Annotated in this window: 19 protein-coding genes; 10 read left to right on the top strand and 9 right to left on the bottom strand. The window is 70.8% G+C overall.

Annotation, left to right across the window (positions count from 1 at the left end; translation table 11 throughout):
* The first annotated feature begins 146 nt into the window (after positions 1 to 146).
* The gene (locus OQ968_RS14150) at positions 147 to 1,922 is read left to right on the top strand and encodes an SDR family oxidoreductase (RefSeq protein WP_324678819.1); all 1,776 of its coding nucleotides are present in this window, start codon (positions 147 to 149) and stop codon (positions 1,920 to 1,922) included.
* 3 nt (positions 1,923 to 1,925) lie between these two features.
* Here OQ968_RS14150 and OQ968_RS14145 read toward each other — a convergent pair whose 3' ends face one another.
* From OQ968_RS14145 to OQ968_RS14135, 3 genes are all read right to left on the bottom strand, one after another.
* Positions 1,926 to 2,276: an aminopeptidase gene (locus tag OQ968_RS14145; RefSeq protein ID WP_324678817.1), complete on the bottom strand. Its 351-nt coding sequence runs from the start codon at positions 2,274 to 2,276 to the stop codon at positions 1,926 to 1,928.
* A gap of 169 nt (positions 2,277 to 2,445) precedes the next feature.
* Positions 2,446 to 4,002: a leucyl aminopeptidase gene (locus OQ968_RS14140; protein ID WP_324678815.1), complete on the bottom strand. Its 1,557-nt coding sequence runs from the start codon at positions 4,000 to 4,002 to the stop codon at positions 2,446 to 2,448.
* An 11-nt stretch (positions 4,003 to 4,013) separates the two neighbouring features.
* Positions 4,014 to 5,105, bottom strand: coding sequence for an adenylate/guanylate cyclase domain-containing protein (locus tag OQ968_RS14135; RefSeq protein WP_324678813.1), 1,092 nt, complete (start codon positions 5,103 to 5,105; stop codon positions 4,014 to 4,016).
* Between the two features lie 45 nt (positions 5,106 to 5,150).
* Here OQ968_RS14135 and gcvT point away from each other — a divergent pair, with 45 nt between their 5' ends.
* A complete protein-coding gene (gene gcvT, locus OQ968_RS14130; protein WP_324678811.1) occupies positions 5,151 to 6,248 on the top strand; it encodes a glycine cleavage system aminomethyltransferase GcvT in 1,098 nt (365 codons plus the stop codon).
* A 57-nt stretch (positions 6,249 to 6,305) separates the two neighbouring features.
* Positions 6,306 to 7,412, top strand: a complete 1,107-nt coding sequence (locus OQ968_RS14125) for a branched-chain amino acid aminotransferase (protein ID WP_324678809.1) — start codon at positions 6,306 to 6,308, stop codon at positions 7,410 to 7,412.
* A 5-nt stretch (positions 7,413 to 7,417) separates the two neighbouring features.
* On the opposite strand, the gene OQ968_RS14120 is transcribed toward OQ968_RS14125, so the two are convergent.
* The 4 genes from OQ968_RS14120 to OQ968_RS14105 are packed head-to-tail and all read right to left on the bottom strand — an operon-like array spanning position 7,418 to position 10,475.
* Positions 7,418 to 8,158 (bottom strand): adenosylcobinamide-GDP ribazoletransferase, encoded by a 741-nt coding sequence (locus tag OQ968_RS14120; protein ID WP_324678807.1) that lies wholly within the window; start codon positions 8,156 to 8,158, stop codon positions 7,418 to 7,420.
* Complete coding sequence (gene cobT / locus OQ968_RS14115) at positions 8,155 to 9,210, bottom strand: nicotinate-nucleotide--dimethylbenzimidazole phosphoribosyltransferase (RefSeq protein ID WP_420715917.1); 1,056 nt, start codon at positions 9,208 to 9,210, stop codon at positions 8,155 to 8,157. The genes OQ968_RS14120 and cobT overlap by 4 nt, the downstream gene beginning before the upstream one ends.
* Positions 9,210 to 9,761 (bottom strand): bifunctional adenosylcobinamide kinase/adenosylcobinamide-phosphate guanylyltransferase, encoded by a 552-nt coding sequence (locus OQ968_RS14110; RefSeq protein WP_324678803.1) that lies wholly within the window; start codon positions 9,759 to 9,761, stop codon positions 9,210 to 9,212. The genes cobT and OQ968_RS14110 overlap by 1 nt, the downstream gene beginning before the upstream one ends.
* A gap of 27 nt (positions 9,762 to 9,788) precedes the next feature.
* The gene (locus OQ968_RS14105) at positions 9,789 to 10,475 is read right to left on the bottom strand and encodes a DUF3043 domain-containing protein (protein ID WP_324678801.1); all 687 of its coding nucleotides are present in this window, start codon (positions 10,473 to 10,475) and stop codon (positions 9,789 to 9,791) included.
* A gap of 183 nt (positions 10,476 to 10,658) precedes the next feature.
* Between OQ968_RS14105 and OQ968_RS14100 the strand changes: the two genes are divergently transcribed.
* Positions 10,659 to 11,735 (top strand): glycerate kinase, encoded by a 1,077-nt coding sequence (locus tag OQ968_RS14100; RefSeq protein ID WP_324679214.1) that lies wholly within the window; start codon positions 10,659 to 10,661, stop codon positions 11,733 to 11,735.
* Between the two features lie 73 nt (positions 11,736 to 11,808).
* Complete coding sequence (locus OQ968_RS14095) at positions 11,809 to 12,165, top strand: iron-sulfur cluster assembly accessory protein (RefSeq protein ID WP_324678800.1); 357 nt, start codon at positions 11,809 to 11,811, stop codon at positions 12,163 to 12,165.
* Positions 12,166 to 12,173: 8 nt separating this feature from the next.
* Here OQ968_RS14095 and OQ968_RS14090 read toward each other — a convergent pair whose 3' ends face one another.
* Entirely contained in the window at positions 12,174 to 12,809 is a 636-nt protein-coding gene (locus OQ968_RS14090) for a hypothetical protein (protein ID WP_324678798.1), read from the bottom strand.
* A 182-nt stretch (positions 12,810 to 12,991) separates the two neighbouring features.
* On the opposite strand from OQ968_RS14090, the gene OQ968_RS14085 reads away from it, so the two are divergent.
* Positions 12,992 to 13,966, top strand: coding sequence for a carbohydrate kinase family protein (locus tag OQ968_RS14085; RefSeq protein ID WP_324678796.1), 975 nt, complete (start codon positions 12,992 to 12,994; stop codon positions 13,964 to 13,966).
* A 67-nt stretch (positions 13,967 to 14,033) separates the two neighbouring features.
* Here the strand turns inward: OQ968_RS14085 and asnB are convergent, their stop codons facing one another.
* A complete protein-coding gene (asnB, locus tag OQ968_RS14080; protein WP_324678794.1) occupies positions 14,034 to 15,977 on the bottom strand; it encodes an asparagine synthase (glutamine-hydrolyzing) in 1,944 nt (647 codons plus the stop codon).
* Positions 15,978 to 16,109: 132 nt separating this feature from the next.
* On the opposite strand from asnB, the gene OQ968_RS14075 reads away from it, so the two are divergent.
* From OQ968_RS14075 to OQ968_RS14060, 4 genes are all read left to right on the top strand, one after another.
* Positions 16,110 to 17,171, top strand: a complete 1,062-nt coding sequence (locus OQ968_RS14075) for a cytochrome c oxidase subunit II (protein WP_324678792.1) — start codon at positions 16,110 to 16,112, stop codon at positions 17,169 to 17,171.
* A 13-nt stretch (positions 17,172 to 17,184) separates the two neighbouring features.
* A complete protein-coding gene (locus tag OQ968_RS14070; protein WP_324678790.1) occupies positions 17,185 to 17,604 on the top strand; it encodes a cytochrome c oxidase subunit 4 in 420 nt (139 codons plus the stop codon).
* A gap of 182 nt (positions 17,605 to 17,786) precedes the next feature.
* Complete coding sequence (locus OQ968_RS14065) at positions 17,787 to 18,713, top strand: MmpS family transport accessory protein (RefSeq protein ID WP_324678788.1); 927 nt, start codon at positions 17,787 to 17,789, stop codon at positions 18,711 to 18,713.
* Complete coding sequence (locus OQ968_RS14060; RefSeq protein WP_324678786.1) at positions 18,713 to 19,336, top strand: DUF2561 family protein; 624 nt, start codon at positions 18,713 to 18,715, stop codon at positions 19,334 to 19,336. Before OQ968_RS14065 ends, OQ968_RS14060 begins: the two co-directional genes overlap by 1 nt.
* Positions 19,337 to 19,339: the final 3 nt, after the last annotated feature.

Here is a 19,339-nt window from a genome sequence, read left to right as displayed (position 1 = left end):
TGTACCTGGCGGCCAAGCCGAGTCGATCTCAGAACTATCCTGCCAGTGCGCCCGCACGGGCACGCATCCAGGGCGGACCGCTTGCTACGGTGTGGCGATCCAGTCTGAGCGACAGTGCAGAGCAAATGCGGGTGGGCGGAGGTCCGATGCCGGCGATTCAACAGGTACCCGAGCGGTTCGTCGACAGCGGGGACGGCGTCCGCATCGCCGTCTACGAGGAGGGCAACCCCGACGGCCCGCCCGTCGTGCTGGTGCACGGCTTTCCCGACTCGCACGTGCTGTGGGACGGCGTCGTCCCGCTGCTGGCCGAGCGGTTCCGCATCATCCGCTACGACAACCGCGGCGTCGGGTTCTCCTCGGCGCCCAAGCCGGTGTCGGCGTACACCATGGAGCGGTTCGCCGATGACTTCGCCGCGGTGACCGGCGAGCTGAGCCCCGGCGGGCCGGTGCACGTGCTGGCCCACGACTGGGGCTCGGTCGGGGTGTGGGAGTACCTGAAGCGGCCCGGCGCCGGCGACCGGGTCGCCTCGTTCACCTCGGTGTCGGGTCCGAGCCAGGAGCAACTGGTCAACTACATCTTCACCGGCCTGCGGCGGCCCTGGCGGCCGCGGACGTTCGCCCGCGCCGTCAGCCAGGCGTTGCGGTTCAGCTACATGGCGTTCTTCTCGATACCGGTGCTGGCGCCGTTGTTCCTTCGGCTGGCGCTGTCGGTCCCGGCGCTGCGGCGCAACGCCGTCGACAACATTCCCGACGAGCTGATCCACCACTCCGACAACCTGGCCCGCGACGCCGCCCAATCGGTTAAAACCTACCCCGCCAACTACTTTCGCTCGTTCTCGCGGAAGCAGCAGGTCCACGTCGTCGACGTGCCGGTGCAGCTGATCGTCAACACCAAGGACCGCTACGTGCGGCCCTACGGGTACGACGAGACCGCGCGCTGGGTGCCGCGGCTGTGGCGGCGCGACATCAAGGCCGGCCACTTTTCGCCGATGTCGCACCCGCGGGTGATGGCCGACGCGGTGCGCGACTTCGCCGACCTGATCGAGGGCAAGCAGCCAAGCCGCGCGCTGCTGCGCGCTCAGATCGGGCGTCCGCGCGAGTGCTTCGGCGACATGCTGGTGTCGGTCACCGGCGCCGGCAGCGGCATCGGCCGCGAGACCGCCTTCGCCTTCGCGCGGGAGGGCGCCGAGGTGGTGGTCAGCGACATCGACGAGGCCGCCGTCAAGGACACCGCCGAGCAGATCGCCTCGTGGGGCGGTGTCGCCCACCCCTATGTGCTCGACGTGTCCGACGCCGACGCGGTCGAGGCGTTCGCCGCCCGGGTCAGCGCCGAGCACGGCGTTCCCGACATCGTGGTCAACAACGCCGGCATCGGGCAGGCGGGGAACTTCCTGGACACCCCGGCCGAGCAGTTCGACCGGGTCCTGGACGTCAACCTCGGGGGCGTGGTGAACGGCTGCCGGTCGTTCGGGCGGCGCCTGGTCGAGCGCGGCACCGGCGGGCACATCGTCAACGTGTCGTCGATGGCCGCCTACGCGCCGCTGCAGTCGCTGAACGCCTACTGCACGTCCAAGGCCGCGACCTACATGTTCTCCGACTGCCTGCGGGCCGAGCTGGACGCCGCCGGCGTCGGGCTGACCACGATCTGCCCCGGGGTGATCGACACCAACATCATCAACACCACCCGCTTCGACGCGCCCGCCGGAAAGCAGGAGGAACACGTCGACGGCCGGCGGGGCCAGCTCGGAAAGATGTTCGCGTTGCGCCACTACGGGCCGGACAAGGTCGCCAAGGCGATCCTGTCGTCGGTCAAGAAGAACAAGCCGATTCGCCCGGTGGCGCCGGAAGCCTATGCGCTCTACGGGGTTTCGCGGCTGCTGCCGCAGGCGCTGCGCAGCACCGCCCGGATGAAGGTGATCTAACCGCTAGCCCGCCGGCCCGGTCGCCGTTCCGGTGCCGCGCCGTGCCAGCAGCGCGCCGCCGATCCCGAGAACCCCGATCACGGCCAGCGGGATGGCCCACATTTGCCGTCCGTGCACCGACGAGTTGCATTGAGCCACAAAGTCGGTATGCGGGAGGACCTGGTTGAGTATGGGGATGTTGGCCCCGGTCTTTTCGTTGGCGTTGCGCGCCGCGGAAGAGTCCGGGGCGATCGCGTTGCCGCAGGAAACGGAATTGCCACTGCCGTCCGATACCGACACCGGCACCAGCAGCCCGATGACGCCGGCCAACAACAGCACGGCGCCCACCGCCAAGATCAATCGTCGCGCAGTCACAACTCCGCCTCCTGTCGAATGCCGACCCTTTGGAGAGTTATCCGCTGCGTCGCACGGCTAAACAGCTACCCAGCGGACATCCCCTTGCCGAGCGTCCTCAAAATGCCGGCTCGGACGGCGCGCCGGCGTACATATGAGCGCGCTCGCGGATCTAGAAGTCGACCCGCCGTCAGCCCTTTTCACAGATGTCCTCGAGCACCGCAAACATCGTCCGGGTCGGAACGCCGGTGGCGCCCTTGGGCGTGTACCCCCACGGGCTGCCGGTGTTGTAGGCCGGGCCGGCCACGTCGATGTGCGCCCAATCCACCCCGTCGGCGACGAACTCGCGGAGGAAGACCCCGGCCACCAGCATGCCGGCGAAGCGCTGATTGCTGATGTTGGCGAGGTCGGCCACGGTGGACTTCAAGTCCTCTTTGAGCTCGTCGGGCAGCGGCATCGGCCAGCCGTTCTCGCCGACCCGCTGCGAGATCGCGGCGACCCGGTCGCGGAACCCGTCGCTGCCCATCACCCCGGGTATGCGGGCGCCCAGCGCCACGGTCTGCGCCCCGGTGAGCGTGGAGGTCTCGATCAGATAGTCCGGCTTGTCCTCGCACGCCCGGGCGATGGCGTCGGCCAGGATGAGCCGGCCCTCGGCGTCGGTGTTGAGGACCTCGACGGTGGTCCCGCCGTACTGCGTCAGCACGTCGCCGGGGCGCTGGGCGGTGCCCGACGGCATGTTCTCGGCCATCGGCACCGTGGCGTTCACGTCGATCGGCAGCTTCAGCTGCGCGGCCAGCGCGATGGTCGCGATGACCGCGGCCGCCCCGCCCATGTCCGAGGTCATGTAGTGCATCGACGCGGCCGGCTTGATCGAGATGCCGCCGGTGTCGAAGGTGACGCCCTTGCCGACCAGCGCCACCTTCTTGGCCTGCTTCGGCTTCTTCGCCAGCTTCGAGCCCCGGTGGATCAGCCGCACCAGCCGAGGCGGGCGCGACGAGCCCTGGCCGACGCCGATCACCCCGCCGTAGCCCCCGTTGCGCAGCGCCTTGTCGTCGAGCACCTCGACCTCCAGGCCCGCGGACTCACCCAAAGCCCTTGCGCGCTTGGCGAATTCGTCGGGGAAGAGGTGGCTCGGCGGGGTGTTGACCAGGTCGCGTGCGGTGGCGACCGCGGTCGCGACCGCCGCGGCGTGCGCGCATTCCCGCTTGGCGTCCTTGGCCTCCTTTGCGGCGGCCAGCACGGTGATCCGAAGCAGCCCTTTGTCTTTCGGGGCGGTCTTGTCGGTGCGGAACGCCGAGAACCGGTAGCTGCCCAGGATCAGCCCTTCCACGACGGCGGAGCGGACGTCCTCGCCGGGCAGCCCGGCCAGCGTCGTGATCACCGCCTCGGCCCCGCCCAGCGACCGCGCCGCCACGCCGGCCGCGCGACGGACCGTGTCGGCCGGCCACTCGGATCGCGACTTGCCCAGGCCGATCGCCAGCACGCTGGCCACTGGCAGCGACGGCACCACGAGCCGGTGCACCTTTTCGCTGCCGCCGGTGGCCTGCAGCGCCCGCAGGCCGGCCTCGATCTCGGCGACCGCCGCGGCGGGCAGGAACGGCTCGGCCGCGGTGACGACGGCGCCCGGCCGGTCCTCGTCGCCGGTCGAGACGACGGGCACCACCAACACCGACGAATCCGCGCCGCGCTTCGGCAGCGAGGTGGCGACGTCGACGGACGGGGATTGGTAAGCCGGTTGGTTGGTCACGGGCAACCACCCTAGTCACTGCGCAGATCGAAGGCGGTGACCGGCGCGTCAAAGCCCTTGAGCGTCAGCGGACCGTGCGGGACGGCGGGCCAGTCCGGCAACTCGTCGTGCAGCGCCGAATCGGCGAGTATCTGCCCCGGCGCCGCGGCCGCCACCAGCCGCGCCGCCAGGTTGACCGGGCTGCCGAAGTAGTCCCCGTTGATGGCCAGCACGCTGCCGTACGCCAGGCCGGCTCGAACCTGCACACCCTCCTGCCGGGCCCGCGGATGCTCGACGAGGTCGGCCGCCGCCCTGGCGAGCTGCCCGGGCGACGCGCTCACCCACATCACCTCGTCGCCGATGAACTTCACCACCCGGCCGCCGTCGGCATGCACCACGTCGGTGACGGTCCCGGCGAACTCGTTGAGCAGCAGCGACAACTGGGCGGGCGTGAGCGCCTGGGTGAGCACGGTGAAGCCGGACAGATCCGCAAAACCGATGCCGCACACCACACTTGCCGAGCTGTCGCGCAGGACGCCCTCGAAGTGGGTGCGGGCGCCGGTTAGGTGATGGCGGTGAACGACGTCGATCAGCTCCCCGATCCGGGGGACGAACTCCGCGACCGCGCGGTAGGCCTGCGCCGTGGCGAGCTCGTCGTGAGTGTGGGTCATCTGGATGTCCGGCATCCCGACGCGGATCACCGTCGACTCGGCCTCCGCGAGTCGGGCCATCGTGGCGCCGAGGACCCGCAGTATCCCGTTCGCGCCGTCCTCACCCACCACCGTCTTCAGGGCGGCCCAGGTCGCCAGCGCATCGACGTCGGCCTGGCTCAGCGCGGGAACGTCGGGCCCGGCGACGGTCAGGCCGAGCAAACCCCAGGCGTGGGCGACCTCGTCGGGTGACACGCCGAGCCGCTCGGCCGCGGTCGCCATCGTGTAGACCGGGCGCCCCGACCATTGCAGGACGTCCCCGGCCAGCCCGAACAGTCGGCCGCGCTGTTCGGCCTCCACCATCTCCTCGACCGTGAAACCGAGTTCGTTCAGATACTTGATCAGGTCGGCCCGCTCGCGCGGGTTGGCGATGCCGGCGGCCTCGAGCGCGTCGAAGTCCAGGTGATCGGACACCTGCCCAAGTGTGCCAGCAATACCGCTCGGTTAGGGTGAGACGCCGTGACCGACCACCTGCAGCACGGACCGCTGGAAGAGCGCCATCGCGAGCTCGGCGCGACCTTCGCCGAGTTCGGCGGCTGGCTGATGCCGGTGTCGTATGCCGGGACCGTCAGCGAACACAACGCCACCCGCAACGCCGTCGGCCTGTTCGACGTCAGCCACCTCGGCAAGGCGTTGGTGCGCGGTCCGGGCGCGGCGCGGTTCGTCAACTCGGCGCTCACCAACGACCTGGGCCGCATCGGCCCGGGCAAGGCGCAATACACGTTGTGCTGCACCGAATCCGGCGGCGTCATCGACGACCTGATCGCCTACTACGTCGACGACGACGAGATCTTTCTGGTGCCCAACGCCGCCAACACCGCCGCGGTCGTCGAGGCGCTGCAGGCGGCCGCGCCCGCGGGCCTGACGATCAGCAACGAGCATCGCTCGTATGCGGTGCTGGCGGTGCAGGGGCCGCGATCGACGGACGTGCTCGGCGAGTTGGGACTGCCGAACGACATGGATTACATGGCCTACGCCGACGCTTCGTTCTCCGGGGTGCCGGTGCGCGTCTGCCGCACCGGCTACACCGGCGAACACGGATACGAGCTGCTGCCGGGCTGGGAGTCCGCGGCGGTGGTGTTCGACGCGCTGGTGACGGCGGTGTCGAACGCGGGCGGCCAGCCGGCCGGCCTGGGCGCCCGCGACACGCTGCGCACCGAGATGGGCTATCCCCTGCACGGGCACGAACTTTCGCTCGACATCTCGCCGCTGCAGGCCCGCTGCGGCTGGGCGATCGGCTGGAAGAAGGACGCGTTCTTCGGCCGCGACGCGCTGCTCGCCGAAAAGGAGGCCGGGCCGCGACGGCTGCTGCGGGGCCTGCGAATGGTGGGCCGCGGCGTGCTGCGTCCCGGGCTGACGGTGCTGGCCGGAGACGCCCCCGTCGGGATCACCACGTCGGGAACGTTTTCCCCGACGTTGCAGGCCGGCATCGCGCTCGCGCTGATCGACACCGACGCGGGCGTCGAGGACGGCCAGCTCGTCACCGTCGACGTCCGCGGCCGCCCCGCCGAGTGCGAAGTCGTGCGTCCGCCCTTCGTCGCCGTGAAAACTCGTTAGGCGCCACCGGTTTCCCGTGGCAAAAACCCGTTCGCACCCGGATATACAATCAGCGCCATGACCAGCGGCCCAGGCGAGTTCACGGTTACCCGCGCGGCCAACCCGGCGACCGACGCCGAACGCGAGGCGATCCTGGCCGACCCGGGCTTCGGCAAATACTTCACCGACCACATGGTCTCGATCGACTACGCCGAGGACCGCGGCTGGCACAACGCACGGGTCATCCCGTACGGCCCGATTCAGCTGGACCCGTCCGCGATCGTGCTGCACTACGCGCAGGAGGTGTTCGAGGGGCTCAAGGCCTACCGTTGGGCCGACGGCTCGATCGTGTCGTTTCGCGCCGACGCCAACGCCGCCAGGATGCGTTCGTCGGCGCGGCGGCTCGCCATTCCCGAGCTGCCCGGCGAGCTGTTCATCGAATCCCTGTGCCAGCTCATCGCCGTCGACAGCGCGTGGGTGCCCCGCGCCGGCGGCGAGGAGGCGCTGTATCTGCGCCCGTTCATCTTCGCGACGGAGCCGGGGCTGGGGGTGCGGCCGGCCAAGCAGTACCGCTACCTGCTGATCGCGTCGCCGGCCGGCGCCTATTTCAAGGGCGGCATCACCCCGGTCAGCGTCTGGGTGTCGACCGAATACGTGCGGGCCTGCCCGGGCGGCACCGGCGCGGCCAAGTTCGGCGGCAACTACGCCGCGTCGCTGCTGGCTCAGGCCCAGGCCGCCGAAAACGGTTGCGACCAAGTGGTGTGGCTGGACGCCGTGGAGCGTCGCTTCATCGAAGAGATGGGCGGGATGAACCTGTTCTTCGTGCTCGGCAGCGCCGGGTCGGCGCGGCTGGTCACGCCCGAGTTGTCCGGCTCGCTGTTGCCCGGGATCACGCGGGATTCGTTGCTGCAGTTGGCAATCGACGCCGGATTCGCCGTCGAGGAACGCAAGATCGACATCGACGAGTGGCAGAAGAAGGCCGCCGCGGGGGAGATCACCGAGGTGTTCGCCTGCGGCACCGCGGCCGTCATCACCCCGGTCTCGCGGGTGAAGTACGGCGACACCGAGTTCACCATCGCCGACGGCCAGCCCGGCGAGGTGACGATGGCGCTGCGCGACACGCTGACCGGCATCCAGCGTGGCACCTTCGCCGACACCCACGCCTGGATGTCGCGGCTCGGCTGACCGCCTTATACCCGGACCAGTCCGGCCAGCGCGACGGCGGCGACCGTCGTCGTCAACTCGATGGCCGCGCCCAGCACATCGCCGGTGATGCCACCGAAGCGGCGCACGCAGTGCGCCACCAGCGCCGCGCCGCAGCACACCGCCAGCAGCACCGCGACCGGCCCCTGCCACGGCCGCGGACCCGCCGCCAGCGAAGCGGCCAGCAGCACGGCGAGCCAGGCCGCCACCACCGGCGCGGGCTGGGTGCCGGCGACCCGGACGCCCAGCGCGCTGCCCTCGGCCGCCGGCACCGACCGGCGACAGGCCAGCACCGCCACGACCCGTCCGGCGGCCACGGCCACCACGATCGCGACCGGGCCGAGCGCCGAAAAGGCGAAGCCCTGCAACGTGACCACCAGCACCACGGCCGCCACGCCGAACGGTCCGGTCGACCCGTCGCGCATCACCGCCAGCGCGCGCGGCGGCGGACCGTAACAGCCCAGGCCGTCGGCCGTGTCGGCGACCCCGTCGATGTGCAGGCCGCGGGTGGCGAGCAGCAGCGCCGCCACCGCGAGCAGGCCGGGCAGCGGGCTGGCCGGGCCGAACGCGTGCACGCCGGCCCACGCGACCCCCGCGGCCAATGCGCCCAGCGCGGCGCCGACCACCGGCAGCGCGGTCATGGCGCCGCGGCCCATCGGGACCGCCCCCGCGCGCGGCGCCGGGGCCACCGTGCCGAACGCGAAAGCCGTTGCCAGCGAACGCATCACGATGGGGGAGCACCGCCGGGCTCCGAGACGCCGGCGTCGGTGAACGTCGCCATCGACGACAGCGCGGCCACCGCGCAACGCAGCACCGGCAGCGCCGCCGCGGCGCCGGTTCCCTCGCCCAGCCGCATGCGCAGGTCCAGGATCGGGTCCAGCTCGAGGGCCGCCAGGGCCAGCGCGTGGCCCGGCTCGGTGGACCGGTGACCGGCCTGCCACCACTGCCTGGCGCCCGGCGCCAGGCGCTCGGCGACCAGCGCGGCGGCCGTCACCGCGATCCCGTCGAGCAGCAGCGGCGTGCGCCGCACCGCGGCCTGCGCGCAAAAGCCCGCCATCGCGGCCAGGTCAGCGCCGCCGCAGCAGCGCAACAGTCCGACCGGGTCGGGCAGCACCAGCCGCGCGCGAAACAGGGCGTCGCGGACCGCGGCGGCCTTGCGCGACCAGCCGGCGTCGTCGATGCCGGTCCCGAAGCCCACCACCGCGACCGGTTCGGCGTTGGTCAGCGCCGCCACCAAAACCGCTGCCGCAGTGGTGTTTCCGATTCCCATGTCGCCCGCGATCAGCAGGTCGGCGCCGGCGTCGACCTCCTCGTCGGCGATGCCGCGGCCGGCCGCGAGCGCCCGGCCGGTCTCCTCGTCGGTCAACGCGTCCTCGACGGCGATGTCGCCGCTGCCGCGGCGCACCTTGTGGGCGCCGATCCGCTCCGAGGCCGGCGGGGCGTCCACCGCCAGGTCCGCGACCCGCACCGTCGCGTCGGCGACGTCGGCGAGCACGTTGATCGCCGCCCCGCCGGCATCGATGTTGGCGACCATCTGCGCGGTCACCTCCCGCGGGTAGGCCGACACCCCCGAGCGGGCGACGCCGTGGTCCCCGGCGAACACCACCACCCGGGCCCGCTCGAACTGCCGGGGCGGGCAGCGCCCCTGGCACGACGCGACCCACACCGACAGGTCCTCGAGCCGGCCCAGCGCGCCCCGCGGCTTGGTCAGCGTGTCCTGACGGGCGCGCGCGGCGGCCGCGGCGGCGGTGTCGGGCGGCGAAATCGGCGTGAATTCCATCACGTTCCCGACGGTTTGATCGGCTTGATCGGTACCGCCTGCCCGGCCACCACCAGGACCACCCGATCGCACAGCGCGGCGACGCGCTGGTTGAGGCCGCCCAGCTCGTCGGCGAATAAGCGTCCCGACGCGGTGGCCGGCACAACGGTCAGCCCGACCTCCGGGCTGACCAGGACCAGCGTGCCGCCGAACGCGCCGACGGCGGCGACTAGGGCCTCGACGGTTTCGCGGACCGCCGCCGACCCGTTCTCCCACGCCCGGTGGCGGTCCAGCGCGCCGGTCAGCCAGGCGCCGAGGTCGTCGACCAGCGTCGGGGTTTCGGGGCAGTGCCGCAATTGCGTTGTGATGTCGTCGGTTTCGACCGTCGACCAGTGCGCGGGCCGGCGGTCGCGGTGCCGGCGGATCCGCTGCGCCCACGCCCCGTCGCCCTCGCCGGCCGGGCCGGGGGCCAGGTAGCGCACCGGCTGCCCGGGCGCCAGCGACGCGGCGATGGCTTCCTCCGCCCACCGGGACTTGCCCGACCTGATCCCGCCGAGCACCAGGGTGCGCACCGGGGTCAGACGGCTTTCAGGCGAGGCTCAACCGACACTGGCGCCGTGCTTGACTTGGGGCCGGGGCGTCCGCATCCGGCGCATCTGGGAGGCCCGGCTGGCGGCGTAAAGACCCAGCTTCCAACGGCTTTCGGTGTTGCTCGGGAACTTCTCGTCGACGAGCCTGTTGACCTTGCGGCCCAGGATCAACCCGTCGATGCTCATGAGGGCCATCACGACCAGCATCGCCGGCGACATGTACAGCTGCAGCTGCGGGACACCGAACATGATGAACAGCAGCGTCAGCGTGGACGGCATGAACAGGCCGAGCAGGTTGCGCCGGGAATCCACCACGTCGCGCACGTAGCGGCGCACTGGCCCCTGGTCGCGCGGCAGCAGGTAGGCCTCCTCGCCGGCCATCATGCGCTCCCGGCGCTCCGCCATCCGGGCCCGGCTGGCGGCCCGTTCGGTCCGGCGTTCCTCGCGGCTGAGCTTCGGGCCGGCCAGCGACTTGCGCCGGGCGCGCGCCTCGGCGGCGGTCATCGGCGCCGGCGCGACGGGGCCCTTGGTGCGCCGCGCCTCGTTGCGCTTGGGCGTGGGCCGGCCCTTGGGACCGGTCTTGCGCGATCCCGGCGATGCCGCGTCGGCCGGACCGTCCAGGTCGGGTGCAGCCGGCGCCGTCGTACCCCCGTCGGGGTCCTCGTCATGGGTTTTCTTGCGGCCCAGCAGCTTCACAGTCGCCAGGTTACTTCGCGGGCCGTCCGCGCCGAAACGGCCCCGTGCGGCGCCGACATTCGTCATGCTCCAGCAGGGCGGTACACCTACTCTTACTCTGATGAACGGCTACCTGTGATGGACGACGGCTCGATGGCCTCGGATGACGCTGGCCTGTCGCCCGGCCGTCTCCAGCTGCCGGCCATGCTGGTCCTGGTTGCCCCTGATTGCTACGGAGACAGCCTCACGGCCGTCGAGGCCGCCGCCGCCATCGCGACGGGCTGGACCCGGTCGCGGCCCCGCGATCGATTCATCGTGGCGCCCCAGTCCGACGGCGGCCCGGGTTTCGTCGAGGTGCTGGCCGGCCGGCTGGGCGAGAAGCGCCGGCTGCGGGTGTCCGGCCCGCTGGACTCCGCGGTGGACGCCGAGTGGGTGTTCGATCGCGACTCGGCGACCGCGTACCTGGAATCCGCGCAGGCGTGCGGCCTGGCGTTGCTGGGCGGTCCGCCCACCCCGGAGACCGCGATGGCGGCCCACAGCAGGGGAGTCGGGCAGCTCATCGCCGAGGCCCTGCGCGCCGGGGCGAAGCGGATCGTGGTCGGGCTGGGCGGCAGCGCGTCCACCGACGGCGGCCAGGGGCTCATCGCGGAGCTCGGCGGCCTGCAAGCCGCCCGGCGGCAGCTGGCCGACGTCGAGCTGATCGCCGCGTCGGACACCGAATACCCGCTGCTGGGGCCGTGGGGAGCGGCCAGGATGTTCGGGGCGCAGAAGGGCGCGGACACCGCGACGGTCGCGGCGCTCGAGGTCCGCCTCGAGGCGTGGGCCCTGGAACTGGAAGCGGCGGCCGGACGGGATGTGAGCTCCGAGCCGGGCGCGGGCGCCGCCGGCGGCATCGGCGCCGCGCTGCTCGCGCTCGGCGGCCGCAGCGAGTCCGGCGCGGAGATCGTCGCCGGGCACACCAACCTCGCCGACGACCTCGAGACCGCCGAGCTCATCGTCACCGGTGAGGGCCGGTTCGACGAGCAATCCCTACACGGAAAGGTGGTCGGCTGGCTGGCCGACAAGGCCCGTCCGCTGGGCATTCCCGTGGTCGTGCTGGCGGGCCAGGTGGATCTGGACAAATCCACGGTGCGATCGGCGGGCATGATGGCCGCCCTGTCCATCGCCGACCACGCCGGATCGGTGCGGCTGGCGCTCGCCGACGCGGCCAATCAGCTGATGGGTTTGGCGTCGGTGGTGGCCGAGCGACTCGGGAATAGCGGTCCCGCAAGGTACCGTTGAGGGAGTGGGTTTCCCCAGGCGGTTCACCAGTCGCGGGTGACTCACCCAAACCATGAGGCATGTAGGAGAAGCAATGACGGTGCAGAACGAGTCGAGCGCCAAGACGCACGGCGTGATCCTGACCGAGGCCGCCGCCGCCAAGGCGAAGTCCCTGCTGGATCAGGAGGGACGCGATGACCTGGCGCTGCGTATCGCGGTCCAGCCGGGCGGGTGCGCTGGGCTGCGCTACAACCTCTTCTTTGACGACCGCACCCTGGACGGCGACCTCACCGCCGAATTCGGCGGCGTGACCTTGACCGTGGACCGGATGAGCGCGCCCTACGTGGAGGGCGCGTCGATCGACTTCGTGGACACCATCGAGAAGCAGGGCTTCACCATCGACAACCCCAACGCCACCGGTTCGTGCGCGTGCGGGGACTCGTTCAACTAGCGGTTCGACTAGTACGAGCCGCCGGTTCGAAGCACATACGAGCACACCAGGGTGTCGCCGCGCTGAAACAGCAGCTGCGCGACCCCCTGCACGTCGCCGCGCATCGGGCCGCCGGTCGCGGGTGAGACCCGCATCGTGAACAGCGCCTGAGCCTGATACTGCGACAGGTACACGATCTTGTCGATCGAGGTCACCTCGACGTTGGAGAACTGCTTGCGGAACGCGTCGCTGCTCAGCTTGGCCAGCGCCTGGTCGGAACGCTTGTCGCGCACCGCGTCGTACAGCCCGCACAGCGCGTTGCGGACGATGTTGTCGGTGTCGCGGCGCTCGAGGGCGTCGAGATAGCCCTGAATCGCCGACTTGGCCGACGCTTCGGAGAACGCGGCACCGGTGTTGGCCCCATTGGTGCGGACCCCGTAGACGATCGCCACCGTCATCGCGGCGACCAGCGCGACGGCCAGCAAAACGCCGATGACCAGCCGCCGCTTCGACCGCCGCTTCGGGTACCCCGGGGGCGGCACCTGGCCGGGATAGGCGGCCGACGACGACGGCGGCTCGTGCGGGAACTCGACCGTCCGGGACTCGGCGTAGGGCGCGGGTCCGTCGGCGCCGACAGCGTGGTTCGGCGGGTGCGGACCGCCCATGTGGTTCTCCTACGGTGGTAGACGGGACACGAACGGATAGCGCCCGAGCATTCGGGTCCCGGCGACTTGAGTGAGTTCCCTTGGCAGGCTAGCGCACGGCCGCGCGCGCCGACCGCGGACGCAACGACGGTCGATACGCCTGAGTAAGCTAGGCAACCTTACTAACGGAGGGTGGAGATTTCGTGACGATCGCGGTGACCGGTTCGATTGCGACCGACAACTTGATGCGTTTTCCCGGCCGGTTTTCCGAGCACCTGCTGGCCGATCACCTGCAGAAGGTTTCGCTCAGCTTCCTCGTCGACGACCTGGTGATTCATCGCGGCGGGGTGGCAGGCAACATCGCCTTCGCCATTGGGGTGCTGGGCGGTGACGTCGCGCTGGTCGGCGCGGCCGGCGACGACTTCGGCGACTACCGCGAATGGCTCGAGCGCCACGGGGTCAACTGCGAGAACGTGCTGATCTCCGAGTCGGCGCACACGGCGCGGTTCACCTGCACCACCGACCTCGACATGGCCCAGATCGCGTCGTTCTACCCCGGCGCCATGTCGGAGGCCCGCAACATCAAGCTCGCCGACGTGGTGTCCTCGGTGGGCAAGCCGGACCTGGTCGTCATCGGGGCCAACGACCCCGACGCCATGGTGGTGCACACCGAGGAGTGCAGGAAGCTCGGCCTGGCGTTCGCGGCGGACCCGTCCCAGCAGCTGCCCCGCCTGTCCGGGGAGGACATCGGCAAGCTGGTCGACGGGGCGGCGTACCTGTTCACCAACGACTACGAGTGGGAGCTGCTGCTCAACAAGACCGGCTGGTCGGAATCCGACGTGCAGGGCAAGGTCGGCCTGCGGGTGACCACGCTGGGCGCCAAGGGCGTGGACATCGTGGACCGCGACGGCACCACCACCCACGTCGACGTCGTGCCCGAGACGGCCCAGGTCGACCCGACCGGCGTCGGCGACGCGTTCCGGGCCGGGTTCCTCACCGGCCGCACCGCCGGCCTGAGCATCGAGCGGTCGGCGCAGCTGGGCTCGCTGGTCGCCGTGCTGGTGCTGGAATCGACCGGAACCCAGGAGTGGGCCTGGGACCACGAGGTCGCGAAGAGCCGGCTGGCCGGCGCCTACGGCGAGGACGCGGCCACCGAGATCGCCGCGGTGCTCGCCTAGGTCCGCCGAGCAGACGCAAAAGCCCCGCACGCCTCGGCGTGTCGGAGGCTTTTGCGTCCGCTCGGCGTTACAGCTGCACCGGGTACGCCGGCTCGCTGATCTCGGGCACCACACTGTGCTCGACGAAGATCGCGTGCCAGAGCATGAAGATCAGCACCGTCCACAGCCGGCGGCTGTGGTCGCTGCCGCCGCTTCGGTGCTCGTCGAGCATCCGGCGCACGGCGGTGAGGTCGATCAGGTAATCGGCCTGCGACGCGGCCACCATCGCATAGGCCCACTCCAGCAGCTCGCCGGCGCGCAGCCAGTGCCGGATCGGGACCGGGAACCCGAGCTTGGGCCGGTGCAGCACATGGGCCGGGACGATCGGCTCCAGGGCCCGCCGCAACGCGTACTTGGTCGTGGTCCGGGTGATTTTCGCCTCCACCGGCAGCCGGGACGCGACGGCGAACACCTCGCGATCCAGGAACGGCACCCGCAGCTCCAGCGAGTTGGCCATCGTCATCTTGTCGGCCTTGACCAGGATGTCGCCGCGCAGCCAGGTGAACAGGTCGATGTGCTGCATGCGGGCCACCGCGTCCCAGCCGCGCGATTCGGCGTACACCGACGCCGTCACGTCGGTGTGGGTCCAGTCGTCGCGGAACCCGGGCAGCACGTCGCGCAGCTGCGCATCGGAGAAACTGCGGGCGTTGCCGTAGTAGCGCTCCTCGAGCGTCAGCGACCCGCGGTGCAGCAGGCTCTTGCCGCGCATGCCCTCCGGCAGCGGCCGCGACACCTTGCCCATCGACCGCCGCAGCGGCCGCGGCAGATACTCGAAGGGCTTCAGCGACAACGGTTCCCGATAGATCGTGTAGCCGCCGAACAGCTCGTCGGCGCCCTCGCCGGAGAGCACCACCTTGACGTGCTTGCGGGCCTCGCGGGCGACAAAGAACAGCGGCACCAGCGCCGGGTCGGCGACGGGCTCGTCGAGGTACCAGACGATCTCGGGCAGGGCCGCGACGAACTCGTCCGGGCTGACGACCTTGGCGACGTGCCGGGCGCCGATCGCCTCGGCCGAGGCCACGGCGACGTCGATCTCGGAGAATCCCTCGCGCTCGAAACCGGTGGTGAAGGTGATGAGCCGGGGGTTGTGCCGGATGGCCAGCGCCGCGATCGCGGTGGAGTCGATGCCGCCGGACAGGAAGGCGCCGACCGTCACGTCGGCGCGCATGTGCTTGGCCACCGAGTCCTCGAGCACCGCGGTGATCTCGTCGTAGCGGGCCTGCTCGGTGTCGCGGGTGACGGGCACCGCGGCGAACCGCGGCACGAAGTAGCGGGTGACCTCCGGCGCCGACCCGGGGCGGATCCTGGCGTAGCAGCCCGACTCGAGGCGGCGCACCCCGCGGTGCAGCGTCTCGGGCTCCGGCACGTACTGCAGCACCGTGTAGTGCTGCACCGCGCGGCGGTCGATCCCGGTGTCGAAGCCCACCAGCTCGGCCAGCTCCAGCAGGCACTTCTTCTCGCTGGCCACCGCGGTACCGCCCGAGCCGGTGGCCATGAACAGCGGTTTGATGCCGAAAGGGTCACGCGCACAGAACAATTCGCGGGTGACGGTGTCCCACAACGCGAAGGCGAACATGCCGCGCAGCCGCGTCAAGACGTCGGTGCCCCAGTGGTGGAAGCCGGCGACGATGGGCTCGCCGTCACCGTCGGTGGCGAAGACGGCGCCGTGCCGGGCCGCCAGTTCCTCGCGCAGCTCCAGGTAGTTGTAGATCTCGCCGTTGAACACCAGCACGTAGCGGTCCGGCGCCTCCGGCGGGCCCCAGCGCAGCGGCTGATGCGAGTGCGCGATGTCGATGATCGACAACCGGTTGAACCCGAACACGACGGATCCGTCGGCGCCCGGGTCGGCCCAGGTGCCCGGCTCATCGGGCCCGCGGTGGCGCATCAACCGCAAGGCGTCGGAGACGGCGCCGTCGGCGCGCGCGGCGTCGGCGCTGCCCTGGTGGGCGAGGAAGGCCAGCAGACCACACACGGCGCCCCAGTATGCCGCACCCGGGCGGTGCCCGCGGTGCCGCACCGACTGGCCGGCCGGGGTTTCGTCGCCGCGCCGAGGGGCGTGGTCTACGCTGCGTAGTATTCGATATCCGAGCAGGAGGGCGCCAACGTGACACCTCGCGAGCAGGCCCGTTCGCAACGTCTGTCGCAGCGCAGGTTCTCCGGCGTTCGGCGGCTGGCGCTGGCCGTGACGCTGGGCGTGCTGGCGATGAGTCTGAGCGGGTGCAGCTGGTCGGGAGTGCTGGCCATGGGCTGGCCGGAGGGCATCACCCCGCAGGCCCACCTCAACCGGGAGCTGTGGATCGGCGCGGTGATCGCCTCGCTGGTCGTCGGCGTCATCGTGTGGGGCCTGATCTTCTGGACCGCCGCCTTCCACCGCAAGAAGGCGACCGACACCGAGCTGCCCCGCCAATTCGGCTACAACATGCCGCTGGAGCTGGTCCTCACCGTGACGCCGTTCCTGATCATCTCGGTGCTGTTCTATTTCACGGTCGTGGTCCAGGAGAAGATGCTGCACCTGGCCAAGGACCCCGAGGTCGTGATCGACGTCACCTCCTTCCAGTGGAACTGGAAGTTCGGGTACCAGCGCGTCAACTTCCACGACGGCACCCTGACCTACGAGGGCCTCGACGAGGCCAAGAAGAAGGCCATGGTGTCCAAGCCCGAGGGCAAGGACAAGCACGGCGAGGAGCTCGTCGGCCCGGTGCGCGGCCTCAACACCGAGGACCGCACCTACCTGAACTTCGACCGGGTCGAAACCCTGGGAACCAGCACCGAGATCCCGGTGCTGGTGCTGCCCGCCGGCAAGCGCATCGAGTTCCAGCTGGCCTCGGCCGACGTCGTGCACGCGTTCTGGGTGCCCGAATTCTTGTTCAAGCGCGACGTGATGCCCAACCCCGTGGCGAACAACTCCGTCAACGTGTTCCAGGTCGAAGAGATCACCAAGACCGGGGCGTTCGTCGGGCACTGCGCCGAGATGTGCGGCACGTATCACTCGATGATGAACTTCGAGGTGCGCGTGGTCCAACCCAACGATTTCAAGGCCTACCTGCAGCAACGGATCGATGGAAAGAGCAACGCCCAGGCGTTGCAGGCGATCAACCAGTCGCCGGTGGCGGTGACCACCCACCCGTTCGAAACCCGCCGCGGCGAGATGACGGCAAGCCAGTAGGTTAGGACACTCAATGCACATCGAAGCGAGGCTGTTCGAGTTCGTCGCCGCGTTCTTCTTCGTCACCGCGGTGCTGTACGGGGTGCTGACCGCGCTGTTCGCCACCGGCGGCGAGGAATGGGCGGGAACCACCGCGCTGGCGCTGACCGGCGGACTGGCGTTGATCGTGGCCACCTTCTTCCGCTTCGTCGCGCGCCGCCTCGACACCCGGCCCGAGGACTACGAGGGCGCCGAGATCAGCGACGGCGCAGGGGAATTGGGGTTCTTCGCCCCGCACAGCTGGTGGCCGATCCTGGTCGCGCTGGCCGGCTCGGTGGCCGCGGTCGGCATCGCGCTGTGGCTGCCCTGGCTGATCGTCGCCGGCGTGGTGTTCATCCTCGCCACGGCGGCGGGCCTGGTGTTCGAGTACTACCTCGGTCCGGAGAAGCACTGATTTGCGACCCGAAGGTCACAATCCGGGCATCAGTTGACCAGTGGTCCCGTCGCTAAACTTATTTGCCCCAGTCGGTTCGGTAGGGTTTGCCCAGGCACAATGACAATTTCCCGAGCGCGCGCGCAACGGCTTGACCGCGGAGCCCCGCGCGCCGGTGAGGCAGTTGGACAGGGCAGGCAGACATGAACGGGCCGAAACCCCCGGGACGGGAACCTGAAGAAGACGAATCCGCCGCCGAGCTCGGCCACGAACCCGATCCCGGCAGCGCGCCCGGCGACGGATTGGAGCACCCGGGTGAGGCCGGGGAGCCGGGGGTCGACGACAGCGCCGAGTTGGCGGCGGCCAACGACACCGGCCTGACGGACGCGTACTCGCGGGCCTACTCCGCGCCGGAGTCCGAGCACTTCATGAGCGGCCCCTATGTGCCGGCCGACATGGTGCTCTACGACTACGACGGTTACCAAGAGCCGTCCCACCACGACGACGAACACGGCGCCCCGCGCTGGCCGTGGATCGTGGGCGTCGCCGCCATCGTCGCCGCGATCGCCCTGGTGGTCTCGGTGTCGCTGCTGGTCGCGCGCACCGACACCAACAAGCTCGCCAACCCCGCCACCAGCACGTCGACGCCCACGTCGCCCCCTTGGAATGAGGGCACCACCACCACGCCGCCCCCGCCGCCGCCGACCACCCCACCGCCGCCGCCCCCGACAGCTACGGAGACACAGACCGTGACGGTGACGCCCGCCCCGCCGCCCCCGCCGCCCGCGCCGGCGCCGGCCCCGCCGCCGGCCACCTCGACGGCGGCCGCCCCTCCGCCGCCACCGAGCACGCCGGCCGGGCCGCGGCAGGTCACCTACTCGGTGACCGGCACGAAAGCGCCCGGCGACATCATCTCGGTGACCTACGTCGACGCCTCCGGCCGCCGCCGCACGCAGCACAACGTGTACATCCCGTGGTCGATGACGGTCACGCCGATCTCGCAATCCGACGTCGGCTCGGTCGAGGCGTCCAGCCTTTTCCGGGTCAGCCGGCTCAATTGCTCGATCACCACGAGCGACGGAACGGTGCTTTCGTCGAACACCAACGACGCCCCGCAGACGAGCTGCTGATGGTCAGCAGGTATTACGCATACCGGCGTGGGTCGGACACCATTCCGCCCGACGTCATCGACCGTATCCTGGTGGGGGCGTGCGCGGCGATCTGGCTGGTGTTGCTGGGCGTCAGCGTGGCCGCCGCCGTCGCGCTGGCCGACCTGGGCCGGGGCTTTCACAAGGCGGCCGCGGGCAGCTCGCACACCACGTGGGTGCTGTACGCCGTCATCGTCGTCTCGGCGCTGATCATCGCCGGCGCGATCCCGGTGCTGTTGCGGGCCCGGCGCATGGCCCAGAGCGATCCGGGCGTCCGGTCGGCGGCCGCCCCGGGCCGAACCCCGCCGCGGCCGGGCGCCCCCATAGCGCGCACCCTCGGGGCCCGCGCGGTGCGGGCCGGGGAGCCGGCCGCCGAATGGTCCGGTGAGGCGGTGGACCGGGTTTGGTTGCGCGGCACCGTCATTCTGACGGGCACGATGGGCGCCGCGCTGATCGCCGTCGCGGCGGCGACCTACCTGATGGCCGTCGGGCACGACGGCGCGTCGTGGTTCGGCTACGTGCTGGCCGGGCTCGTCACCGCGGGAATGCCGGTCGTCGAATGGCTACACGTGCGCCAACTGCGGACCCTGATCGCCGAGCGCTAGCTT

Source organism: Mycobacterium sp. 663a-19, assembly GCF_035616495.1.
Lineage (GTDB): Bacteria > Actinomycetota > Actinomycetes > Mycobacteriales > Mycobacteriaceae > Mycobacterium.
This window is presented reverse-complemented; position numbering and strand designations above follow the sequence as displayed.